At 65.4% G+C, this 11,679-nt stretch carries 11 protein-coding genes and 1 pseudogene; 7 read left to right on the forward strand and 5 right to left on the reverse strand.

Features of this window, described 5'->3' with window-relative positions:
• Positions 1–345, reverse strand: a 345-nt coding sequence (locus tag A5699_RS02165) for an HD domain-containing protein (protein WP_157561046.1), incomplete at its 3' end; no start/stop codon positions are given.
• A 42-nt stretch (positions 346–387) separates the two neighbouring features.
• On the opposite strand from A5699_RS02165, the gene A5699_RS02170 reads away from it, so the two are divergent.
• Positions 388–1,398: a GlxA family transcriptional regulator gene (locus A5699_RS02170; RefSeq protein WP_369806644.1), complete on the forward strand. Its 1,011-nt coding sequence runs from the start codon at positions 388–390 to the stop codon at positions 1,396–1,398.
• Between the two features lie 10 nt (positions 1,399–1,408).
• Here the strand turns inward: A5699_RS02170 and A5699_RS02175 are convergent, their stop codons facing one another.
• The 3 genes from A5699_RS02175 to A5699_RS02185 all read right to left on the reverse strand — a co-directional run bounded on the left by A5699_RS02175 (position 1,409) and on the right by A5699_RS02185 (position 4,315).
• Complete coding sequence (locus A5699_RS02175) at positions 1,409–2,098, reverse strand: GDSL lipase (protein WP_067764726.1); 690 nt, start codon at positions 2,096–2,098, stop codon at positions 1,409–1,411.
• A gap of 155 nt (positions 2,099–2,253) precedes the next feature.
• Positions 2,254–3,465, reverse strand: a complete 1,212-nt coding sequence (locus A5699_RS02180) for an acyltransferase (RefSeq protein ID WP_067764699.1) — start codon at positions 3,463–3,465, stop codon at positions 2,254–2,256.
• Positions 3,466–3,721: 256 nt separating this feature from the next.
• Complete coding sequence (locus tag A5699_RS02185; RefSeq protein ID WP_067764702.1) at positions 3,722–4,315, reverse strand: hypothetical protein; 594 nt, start codon at positions 4,313–4,315, stop codon at positions 3,722–3,724.
• Positions 4,316–4,390: 75 nt separating this feature from the next.
• Between A5699_RS02185 and A5699_RS02190 the strand changes: the two genes are divergently transcribed.
• The 5 genes from A5699_RS02190 (at position 4,391) to A5699_RS02210 (ending at position 10,219) form a co-directional block, all read left to right on the forward strand.
• Positions 4,391–5,551, forward strand: coding sequence for an alkaline phosphatase family protein (locus A5699_RS02190; RefSeq protein ID WP_067764705.1), 1,161 nt, complete (start codon positions 4,391–4,393; stop codon positions 5,549–5,551).
• A 46-nt stretch (positions 5,552–5,597) separates the two neighbouring features.
• A complete protein-coding gene (locus A5699_RS02195; RefSeq protein WP_067764709.1) occupies positions 5,598–5,930 on the forward strand; it encodes a DUF732 domain-containing protein in 333 nt (110 codons plus the stop codon).
• A 38-nt stretch (positions 5,931–5,968) separates the two neighbouring features.
• Entirely contained in the window at positions 5,969–6,436 is a 468-nt protein-coding gene (locus tag A5699_RS02200) for a DUF5078 domain-containing protein (protein WP_067764712.1), read from the forward strand.
• 415 nt (positions 6,437–6,851) lie between these two features.
• Positions 6,852–7,325: an MmpS family protein gene (locus A5699_RS02205; RefSeq protein WP_067764715.1), complete on the forward strand. Its 474-nt coding sequence runs from the start codon at positions 6,852–6,854 to the stop codon at positions 7,323–7,325.
• On the forward strand, positions 7,322–10,219 hold the full coding sequence (locus A5699_RS02210; RefSeq protein ID WP_067764717.1) for an RND family transporter: 2,898 nt from the start codon (positions 7,322–7,324) through the stop codon (positions 10,217–10,219). The genes A5699_RS02205 and A5699_RS02210 overlap by 4 nt, the downstream gene beginning before the upstream one ends.
• On the opposite strand, the gene A5699_RS02215 is transcribed toward A5699_RS02210, so the two are convergent.
• Positions 10,216–10,989 carry a metalloregulator ArsR/SmtB family transcription factor gene (locus A5699_RS02215; protein WP_067764720.1) on the reverse strand — a complete coding sequence of 258 codons (774 nt, stop codon included), beginning with the start codon at positions 10,987–10,989 and terminating at the stop codon, positions 10,216–10,218. The two genes, A5699_RS02210 and A5699_RS02215, sit on opposite strands and share 4 nt — an antisense overlap.
• A 551-nt stretch (positions 10,990–11,540) precedes the next feature.
• Here A5699_RS02215 and A5699_RS29785 point away from each other — a divergent pair.
• Positions 11,541–11,679 (forward strand): annotated as a pseudogene (locus A5699_RS29785) (C40 family peptidase); the annotation flags it as partial.

The following is an 11,679-nucleotide window of genomic DNA, read 5'->3' on the forward strand; positions in this document are numbered from 1 at the left end:
GGCGATCCCGAGCCACACCTTCCGTGCGGCGACCTCGTCGACGCCGCGCTGCAACAGGAAATCCCGGGCGGCGTCGGCACCGTCGACCTCGAACCGCAACTGCGAGGTCGTCCGGTAGGACTCGGTCAGACCGATGTCGTGGAACATCGCGCCCACGTACAACAATTCGAGGTCCGGTTGCAGGCCCCGACGCCGCCCGTGCAGCGCCCCGAAGTAGAACACCCGCCGTGAGTGATGGAACAGAAGGTCGTCCTCGACGTCACGGATGTACTCGGTGACGTCACGCACCAACGGGGTGTCGGGCAGTTCGATCTCGGCGATGTTGTTGGTCAGTGAAATGCTCATGTAGCCAGTCTCGGACGCGGTTGACCGGCAGACCCATGGCCGATGCGCCACATTTCCCACAAGAAGCGACACAATGAGCGGATGGCACACGCCGGACAGCCTCGCGAGATCGCGATCGTGGTCTTCGACGGCGTGAAACTGCTGGATGCCGCCGGTCCCGCCGAGGTGTTCGCCGAGGCCAACCGGTTCGGCGCCGACTACCGCCTGCGGATCGCCTCGGTCGACGGCGCCGACGTCACCACGTCGATCGGCACGACATTCGCGGTGACCGATCGGATCGACCAGATCGACGGCGTGGATACCGTATTGGTCTCGGGCGGAGACGATCTGGTGGGGCGGCCGATCGACACCGCGCTCGTGTCGTCTCTGCGGGACATGCCGGCCCGAACCCGACGGCTGGCCTCGATCTGCACGGGGTCGTTCATCCTGGCCCAGGCGGGTCTGCTCGACGGACGCCGGGCCACGACGCACTGGCGCCATGCCCGCCTCATGGCGCGCGCCTATCCCACGATCTCGGTCGAACCCGACGCCATCTTCGTGCGGGACGGAAACGTGTACACGTCTGCCGGGGTGTCGGCGGGCATCGATCTGGCGCTGGCCCTGGTGGAGTCGGATCACGGGGCCGATCTGGTGCGTGACGTCGCGCGCTCACTCGTGGTCTATCTCAAACGCGCCGGCGGTCAGTCCCAGTTCTCCACGCTGGTCGAGTCGGACGCGCCCGCCCAGTCGACGCTACGTCAGGTGACCGACGCCGTCGCCGCCGATCCCACCGCCGACCACAGCGTGAAATCCCTTGCCGCCCTTGCGTCGTTGAGTACCCGCCAGCTAACTCGGCTGTTCCGGACCGAGCTCGGCACCACACCGGCACGCTACGTCGAGATGGTGCGCATCGACGTGGCCCGGGCCGCCCTGGACGCCGGGCGACAGGTCGGCGACACGGCCCGGCTGGCCGGGTTCGGCAGCGCCGAGACCCTGCGTCGGGTCTTCGTCAACCATCTGGGAGTGTCGCCGAAGGCCTACCGGGACAGATTCCGCACCACGTCGGCAGGTTGAGCCGTCGGGCTCACACCCAACGCGGGAGCTCCTTGCCGATGAGCGGCGCGATCTTGTCGGCCATGTACGCGTGGCCGGCATCAGTGGGGTGGATACCGTCGGCCCCGATCAACTCCGGGTGATCGAAGAACCACCGGTCGGCGATCGGATCGACGAAGGTCGCTCCCACCTGCTCGGCCTCATCCCGCAGGATGTCGCGCACGCCCAACAGGTTCGGCGGCACATCGGCGTTCACCCACGGCGGCCCGATCACCAGCATCCGCGCGGCAGGCGCGGCCTGCCGCGCCATCGTCAGCGCGTCGTGGCTCAACCGGGTGACCGCGCCCAGATCAGCGCGATCGTCGTTGCGGGACCCGAAGAAGACGATCAACGCGTCGTCGGGGCGCACGGCCCGGGGCACCAGGTCGGCGAAGATGCTGCCGCGGTTGCCGCGCGCGACGTAACCGGCACCGCCTTCGGCCACCACGTCTGCATCGACCTGCACGCCGCGTTGCGCCAATTTCTGCCAGGCCAACGGCGCCCAGTTCTTCGGTCCCATACCGCCCTCGGCGGGCATGCCCGTGGTGTACGAGTCACCGATGACCGCTATGTGGCTGATCTGCGGATCCAATCCGGAGGTGACGTAGCGCTGCGGCGAAACCTGCGCGAACAGCCCGACCAGAAGGCCGAGTGAGACGATGAAAGTGGTCAGACGACTCACTGCAACCTCCACTGCCGGCGAGACGCATTCATCCCGTGCCGCGATTCGACGAACAGCCTATGGGGTGAACCCGGGCGGTAGATAGGCGGCCGGTGACACACCGATAACAAGGGCATAACAACCTGTCGCGCACTGGGTTTGGATAGTTACAACACTCAGCCCGCGCGGGCCGGGACCTCGGTGGAGCCCTCGGGTTCGGTGTCGACCCGGTGCAGTTTCGTGCTGCCCGAGTCGACGGGCCTGATGTCGACCATTCGGCGCATCCACCGTCGGGCCGGCTCCTCCACGACGTGATAGAGCACGATCGCCCCGACCAGTGAGATGGCCAACAGCGCGAGCACCGTGGCTTTCCCCGAGAGCGTCGGCGTCAGCGTCAGCTCGAACTGCCTGGTGGTCCAGATCCACGCGGTATGGACCAACTCGTGAACCATGTAGAGGCCGAACGAGATCTGACCGCCGTAGACCAGAAACCGGGTCGACAGCAGCGCCGGCAGGCTGCCGACACCGACCGCCAGCGCCACCACCTGCGGGACGAACAGGATGTCGACGATCCCACCGGCATCACCGATGGTGTTCATCGGGTGCGCGTCGAAGAAGTACAGCCCACCCACGGTGACGCCGCCCAACACGATCGACAGGTAACCCGCGCGCCGGCGGGTGCGATCGGTCAGATGCAGCTTGCGGACCGCCGCACACGCCAGGGCACCCGCGGTGAACTGCATGACGATTCGCGGCAACCAGCTCCACGGGGTGTAGAAGTGGCCGGTGGCCATCAACAGCACCACCGGGGGCACCGAGGCGGCGATGGCCAGCAGGACCAGGCTCCTGGCCCGGGTGGCGCGTGCGATCCGGAAAACCACCAGGATCAGCGCTCCGAACAGCAGGTAGGCCAACCACTCGGCACTGATCGACCACGCCGGCCCGTCCCAGCTGCTGCCGTCGAAGTACGGCTGGAACCACAGTTGGACCAGGAACAGCTGACGTACATAGCTCACGGCGTTGTAGCCGCTGGTGTCTTCGGGCGGGATGTGCCCGACGTTGAGGGTGAAGATCAGCCACAGCGCCGCCAGGTGCAGCGTCACGAGGTACACCGGCCACACCCGCGACAACCGGAGCCACAGGAAATGCAATGTGGCCCTGGTGTCCCAGCTCGGCCCCATCCGGTCGATGTAGTTCCAGGTCAACACGAATCCGCTGAGGATGAAGAACAGGTCCACGCCCTGGGCGCCACAGTCGAGCACCGGAGCAAGGGCCTCCGTGACATCGGGGGCGACCTGGTAGAGCAGGGGGCGGAAGTGGAACAACACCACCCACACCGCGGCGACGATGCGCAGTCCCGTCAGGGCCTTGATTTCAGCGCCGCGCACAACACCTTTTCCGTATCCACTCAAGCTGATTCGTCACGTCGTCACCGCAACCGGCAGCGTTCGCAGACTAGCAGCGTGCGCGGGTGCGATGTGCTGTGCACATCCTGCACAGCCGCCGCGAGCGACCTGACGACGTCCCGGACGGTCTTGCGCAGCAAAGCAATTGCCGAAGCGGCGAACATCACCGCCGACGTCGAGGCCTGCGCAGGCCGGGCGTGTCAGCCGATCGCGGGAGGGCGCAGAGCGACACCCGCGGTCAGGGCATGGGCACCTGTGACCCGTCGTAATTGCGGGCGTTGTTGTTGAGGGTGTTGAGCCAGGCGCGGAGCTTGGCCTGCGCGATCAATGCCGGGATGTCGCCGGTGGGCGGCGTATCGGGGGCGGCGTCAGTGAGCTGCCACGGTTGGCAACCGCTCGTCTTGAAGGCCTTGTCGGTGGGGTCGATCGTGATCACCTGCGGCTTCTTGCTGAAGGCGTTGTCGATGATGTCCCCGCCGTGCAGATCCGCCATCCGCTTCCAGTAGCAGGTACCGCCCTCGACGGGGCCGGCCGAGGCGTAGTTGCCCGGCTGGATGTCGGTACCGACGATGAAGAGGCCGTCATGGTCGATGCTCGTCGCGGAACCACCAGGTGCCGCCGCAGCGGGGGCTGCCGGGTCAACTGGGGCCGGAGCGGCCGGAGCCGCCACGGCCGGGCCCGGAGCCGGACCCGGGGCTGGGCCGGTGGGCGTGGGCCCGGGGGCCGGAGCGGGTGCGGGTGTCTCCGGATCGGCACTGGCGACGCCGCTGAACGCCCCACCTGCGCCCACCACCAGAGCGGCAGCAAGGATCGCGGCTTTCATCGACTTCATGGAAACCGAGGGTACCGGGTGCGACGAAGTGGCCGGGCCCACTTGCGACGCGGCGATCTGTGACACGCTCACCGGGTGGAAGCCCCACATCCCGACCCCGCCGCACTACATCTGGCCGATGTCGTCCCCTCAGTGCTCGCCGCGATGGGTGTGGCCGGCTTCGATGCGCGGATCACCTGGCCCGGTCCGATACGCGGAGCATGCGTGCTGTTGATCGACGGCCTGGGTGCCGAGTTGCTGGCCGCCCACGCCGCCGACGCGCCCGTTCTGACCGCCATGGCCGCCTCGACGAGCCACCAGACGCTGAGCGTCGGGTTCCCCTCCACGACCGCGGCCGGTCTGGCCGCGATCGGCACCGGTTGCCGGACCGGTGAGCACGGCTTCGTCGGCTACACCTTCCGGGTGCCCCAGGCCGGCCCGGACGTCGACGTGATCAACGCGCTGCGCTGGCGGCCACAGCCATGGGGACCGGACCTGCGCGACCGCGTGGTGCCCGAACGAGTTCAACCCCTGCCCACCACGTTCGAACGCGCCGAGGCCGCGGGTTTGGCCGTGTCGGTCGTCTCGGGGGCGGTGCACGCCGGTTCGGGCCTGACCCGGGCGGTGTTGCGCGGCGGACGGTATGTCGGGGTGCACGCTCTCGGCGATCTCACCGCCCGCGTCACGGCGGCCGTGGCCGGTGGCGGATTCTGCTACGGATACCACGCCGAGCTCGATCAGATGGGCCACCTCTACGGACCCGGGTCGGAACCGTGGCGCATGCAGCTGCGACAGGTGGACCGCCTGGTGGGGTCGGTGCTGGAGGCGCTGCCCTCGGAGTGTCTGCTCGCCGTGGTGGCCGATCACGGGATGGTCGCCGTCGACGAAGCCGCCGTGGTCGACGTCGACGAGTCAGAACCGCTGCGCACCGGGGTAGCCGCGGTAGGTGGCGAGGCCCGCGCCCGTCACGTGTACGCCTCCCCCGGCGCGGCCGACGACGTGCTGGCGGCCTGGCGCTCGACGCTGTCCGATTCCGCGTGGGTGATGGCGCGGGAGGAAGCCATCGCCGCGGGCTGGTTCGGTCCTCGAGTTCGTGACGACGTCCGGGCGCGCATCGGCGATGTCGTGGCCGCCGCCCGTGGCCGCGCCGCGCTGCTGCGACGAAACGCCGAACCGCTGGAGTCGGCGTTGATCGGCCACCACGGTTCGCTGACCAGCGCCGAGCAGAATGTTCCCCTTGTGTGGGCAATCAGATGACGAACTGCACGCAAAGATCAGGCTTAGATGGGCTAAGATTCACCGCATGAAGCTTGCAGGCCTGGCAGCACTTGGTGCCGCGGCGGCTATCGCCTTCGCCGCTCCCGCACATGCCGATCCCGACACCGATTTCGCCAACGAACTGCACACGTTCGGCATCTACGGCCAGCGTGACTACAACGCCTGGATCGCCAAGATCATGTGCAAGCGGCTGCACAACGGCGTCGACCACAATGCGCAGGACTCGGTCAAGTTCGTGGGCGATCAGTTGGCGCGCGACAGTTCACCGGCCCAGGCGTGGCAGTTCCTCGGCACCGCCATCAACTACTACTGCCCCGATCAGCGCTTTATCTACGAACAGGCCGCCAAGCCGTCGTAGTCTGATTCCCGAGGCCGATCCCAGATTTTTGGAGCGACATGTTGAACCACAAGAGTGTCAAAAACCTCTTCCGCACCGGCGTGGCCGCATGCGCCGTCGTCGGTAGCCTGGCGACCGGCGCGGGCATTGCCTCGGCCGATGCCACCGACGATTACCCGATTCCCAACCGCATCCTGCGCACCCCGTGCACGGCGGAGCAGATCATGGCCGCGGCCCGCGACGTCGAGCCGGTGTACTACGAGCGGTACATGATCGACTACAACAACAAGCCTGCCGCTGATCAGCAGGGCGCCCGGGATCGGATCCACTGGTTCTTCTCCATGGATTACGCCGGCCGCCGGCAGTACTCCGAGAACACCGCCACCAATGCCTTCTTCGAGAACATGGCGTGGCGCTGGCCGAACTGGGCCAAGTTGTTCTTCAACAACAAGGGTGTCGCGGCCAACACCACCGACATCTGCATGAACTACCCGCCCGACGACATGTCCGTCTGGGACTGGCACTAGTTCACAGGTTCGACTCGGAAGGGGCTTCGTCGCCGGTAACCCGGCGGTGGAGCCCTTCCTCATTCCGTTAGCTCCATCACAATCGGTGTCGAGGCCGCCGATCAGGGCCGCCGCGGGCAATGCGTCGTGACTGGATGACCTCGTCGCGCGTGCCATGTGGCAAAGTCGGTCGCTCGGTGCCGACCATGCGCGGCGACGGGTGCGCCACGGCGGTGTCACCGTTTTGTGACTCATTTAAATAAGCTAATATCTCGCTAAGTTTTAGTTAGCCATTCGGCTAGACGGCGAGACGTTTCGAGGTGAACATGGCATACGGGCACTCCCCCTTGGGCTGCCATGGCCTCGATGTGTCGACTGCGTCCGGCCTGCTCGTTGCCCACCTCGCCCACAACCGACGGACCGGTGCCATTTCACGATGACCAACGCGACGAAAAGCCCTCGGCGGAAACAGTTTTCGCTGACCAGCCTGGCCAAGAAGTTCTGGATTCCGTTGATCATCGCCGCGGTGGTCGTGGTGGGTGGCTTCACGGTGATGCGGGTGCGCACGTTCTTCGGTGCCGGCGACGGTTCGGGCATCTCCAGCGCCAAGGTCGATGACACCAAGCCGTTCGACCCCAAGGTCGTGGTCTATGAGATCTACGGCGAGCCCGGCGCCTACGCCGACGTGAACTATCTCGACCTCGACGCCCAGCCCCAGCGCATCGACGGGGTCACCCTGCCCTGGACGCTGCGGTTGGAGTCCACCGCCCCGTCGGTGTTCCCGAACATCGTCGCCCAGGGCAACGGCGACACCATCAGCTGCCGCATCACCGTCGATGACGAAGTCAAAGACGAGAGAACTTCCAATGGCGTGAATGCCCAGACCTTCTGCTTGGTGAAATCTGCATGAGCAATTACGACGCCCCGACGGACTCGTTCCCGGTCACCGGGCCGCAGCCCGCTCGGCACAGTGGCATCGCCAAGTGGATCCGGCGCCTGTCGGTGCCGCTGATCATCGGCTGGGTCGCGCTGATCGCCGTCCTCAACGTGATCGTCCCGCAGCTCGAAGAGGTCGGGAAGATGCGTTCGGTGTCGATGAGCCCCGACGAGGCGCCGTCGATGATCGCGATGAAGCGCGTCGGCGAGGTGTTCCAGGAGTTCAAGTCCAACAGCTCGGTGATGGTCGTCCTCGAGGGCGAGCAGCCGTTGGACATCAAGGCCCACGATTACTACGACGAGATCGTCGACAAGCTCGAGGCCGACGAGAAGCACGTCGAGCATGTCCAGGATTTCTGGGGCGACCCGCTGACCGCCTCGGGCGCGCAGAGCGCCGACGGCAAGGCCTCTTACGTGCAGGTCTACACCGCCGGTAACCAGGGTGAGGCGCTGGCCAACGAATCCGTCGAGGCGGTCCAGCAGATCGTCGAGAGCGTCACGCCACCGCCCGGCGTCAAGGCGTACGTGACGGGCCCTGCGGCGTTGGCCGCCGACCAACACATCGCCGGTGACCGCAGCGTGCGCATCATCGAGGCGCTGACCTTCACGGTCATCATCATCATGCTGTTGTTGGTCTACCGGTCCATCGTCACGGTGATCCTCACCCTGGTGATGGTGGTGTTGTCACTCTCGGCGGCACGCGGCGTGATCGCGTTCCTGGGGTACTACAACATCATCGGGCTCTCCACGTTCGCCACCAACCTGTTGGTGACGCTGGCCATCGCCGCCTCGACCGACTACGCGATCTTCCTGATCGGGCGATATCAAGAGGCCCGCAGTGTCGGCGAAGACCGAGAACAGGCCTACTACACGATGTTTCACGGCACCGCGCATGTGGTGCTGGGCTCGGGCCTGACCATCGCCGGCGCCACGCTGTGCCTGCACTTCACCCGGCTGCCGTACTTCCAGTCCCTGGGCATCCCGCTGGCCATCGGCATGGTCACCGCGGTGATCGCCGCACTGACCCTGGGACCCGCCATCATCACGGTGGCCAGCCGGTTCGGCAGGACGCTGGAGCCCAAACGGGCCATGCGGGTCCGCGGCTGGCGCAAAATCGGTGCGGCCGTGGTGCGTTGGCCGGCGCCGATCCTGATCGCCACCATCGCGCTGTCGCTGGTCGGCCTGTTGACGCTGCCCGGGTACCAGACCAATTACAACGACCGGAAATACCTCCCGTCCGATCTACCGGCCAACACCGGCTACGCCGCATCCGACCGGCACTTCTCCCAGGCCCGGATGAACCCCGAACTGCTGCTCATCGAGAGCGATCACGACCTGCGTAACCCGGCGGACTTCCTGGTCGTCGACCGGATCGCCAAGCGGATCTTCCAGGTGCCCGGCATATCTCGGGTCCAGGCCATCACCCGCCCGCAGGGAACGCCGATCGAGCACACCTCGATCCCGTTCCAGATCAGCATGCAGGGCACCACGCAGATGATGAACATGAAGTACATGCAGGACCGCATGAAAGACATGTTGGTCATGGCCGATCAGATGCAGACCACGGTCGACACCATGGAGCAGATGCTGGTGCTCGTCGGGGAGATGTCCGACACCACCCACAGCATGGTCGGCAAGATGCACACGATGGTCGCCGACGTGGCCGAGATGCGGGACCACATCGCGGATTTCGACGACTTCTTCCGACCGATCCGCAACTACCTGTACTGGGAACCGCACTGCTTCGACATCCCGATGTGCTGGTCGATCCGGTCGATCTTCGACACCCTCGACGGCATCGACACCATGACCGACGACATTCAGAAAATGATGCCGGACATGGATCGCCTCGACGAGCTCATGCCACAGATGCTCACGATCATGCCGCCGATGATCACGACCATGAAGAACATGAAGAACATGATGCTGACCATGCAGGCCACCATGGGCGGTCTGCAGGATCAGATGGAAGCGATGATGGAGAACCAGACGGCCATGGGCCAGGCGTTCGACGCTTCCAAGAACGACGACTCGTTCTATCTTCCGCCGGAGACCTTCGAGAACCCGGACTTCAAGCGCGGCATGAAGATGTTCCTGTCCCCGGACGGGCACGCGGTACGGTTCATCATCAGCCATGAAGGCGATCCGATGAGCCCCGAGGGCATCTCCCACATCGACGCGATCAAGAACGCCGCCAAGGAAGCCATCAAGGGCACGCCTCTGGAAGGTTCCAAGATCTACCTCGGCGGCACCGCGGCCACCTTCAAGGACATGCAGGAAGGCGCCAACTACGACCTGCTGATCGCCGGAATCGCCGCTCTCTGCCTGATTTTCATCATCATGCTGATCCTCACCCGCAGCGTGGTGGCGGCCGCTGTCATCGTCGGCACCGTCGTGCTGTCACTCGGCGCGTCGTTCGGATTGTCGGTGCTGATCTGGCAGCACCTGATCGGGCTGGAACTGCACTGGATGGTGATCGCAATGGCGGTCATCGTGTTGTTGGCCGTCGGTGCGGACTACAACCTGCTGCTGGTCTCCCGGTTCAAGGAGGAGATACACGCGGGTCTGAACACCGGCATCATCCGCGCCATGGGCGGCACCGGGTCGGTGGTCACCTCGGCCGGCCTGGTGTTCGCGTTCACCATGATGTCGATGGCGGTCAGCGAGCTGGCGGTGATCGGCCAGGTGGGCACCACGATCGGCCTGGGTCTGCTGTTCGACACCCTGGTGATCCGCTCATTCATGACCCCGTCCATCGCGGCTCTGTTGGGCAAGTGGTTCTGGTGGCCGCAACAGGTGCGGCAACGTCCCATTCCGGCCCCGTGGCCGACCCCCGTGCAGCGCGATCCGCAGGACTCTCTGGTCTAGTCAGCCTGCTCCAGACCTGACTTGAGGTTGGCCAGCTTGAACGGCCAACTCTGCGAAATCACCTCTCGGACAATGCTGTTCGGATCGAAACCGTCGTGGATCAGGGTGAGCTTCACCTGATCGGCGACGGTTTCGATGTCGAAGGACACCTGCGACCGGCGCTCGACGGCGGCCAGGGCAATGTTTTCCTCGCTCAGCTGTGAGGCATTTTGGTCCAGCTCGGGCGTGAACGCAGGGTAGGTGAACGCCACCCGCTGGTAAGGATCCGATTCCACGATCACCTGCTCGGGATCGTCGATGCGATGTCCCCCTTCGACCCAGATGTACGACGAGCCGCGCTGCCACTCGGATTCCATGGCATACCCCAGGTAGCCGCGGGAGTGGGCCGGACTGGTGATCGCCTGCCACAGCCGTTCGGGAGTAGTGCGGATGTAGGTGGTGTATTCGAAGCCGGCCGACGCGACAGCGCTTTCCAACACCACCTGGAGATCCATGGCGGTCTGCTCCCTGGCGGTGTCGTAGCGGTCGATCCAGCGTTCCGCGATGGCGTTGATCGGTTCGGCGTTGAGGTAGTGCAGCTTCTCTCGGCCCTGGCGCACCGTGGTGACGAGATGCGCCGCCTCCAGGACCGCCAGATGCTTGCTGACCGACTGGCGGGCCATCGCCAAACCACTGCGCAACTCGCGCAGGCTCTGGCCGTCGCGGCCATTGAGGCTGTCGAGAAGCAACCGCCGACTCGGGTCTGCCAACGCCTTGAATACCGTGTCCATGATCGCTCCATCGCCTGACACGCAGCCCGGTGGCTGCCCCTCGTAATTATGCAGCCCGTCGGCTGCCTGTCAACGAGTCAGACGGCGCCCGGCGCACGCCATAAGCCCGATCGCCGGGATACCACTGCCACGATCCAGCCACCGCCCAAGGCGGTCCGTACGTTGCCGAAACCATCGCGTCCAGCCTGGGCGCGCAGCGAGACCACCGCACCACGCCCGGCCTGGGACCGGGGCGCGGGGCAAAAAGTGCAGGTATCCGGTCCTGCAATGAAAAAGACGTAATACCAACGATATTCATAAACAACGTCGGCGCGTGACAGCTGGTGACCGCTCGCAACATAGACGCATACATCCAGTGCCACAGCACTATTGGACGATTACCAGATCGCATGCCAACCGGCGTAGAGGCACTGCACCTTGGCAACCGAATTGCATGCGCGGACAGCCACACTCAATCCGTCGATGCGTGAAGCACTCCATAACCGCAACCGGTTGTAACCGGAGTCACATATTTTGCCCGGTCGAAAACGGCTCTGCTAGCGTCCGGCGCCATGTTTGCTATCGCCACGCTTATGGCGCTGGTCCAGCAGGTATCGGGCACGCCGTACATCTCCGGTGGAGACTCCCCGGCGGGCACCGACTGCTCGGGCCTGGCTTCCTGGGTCAGCAACGCGGCCACGGGCCGACCGG

This window comes from Mycobacterium sp. E802 (assembly GCF_001666875.1).
GTDB lineage: Bacteria > Actinomycetota > Actinomycetes > Mycobacteriales > Mycobacteriaceae > Mycobacterium.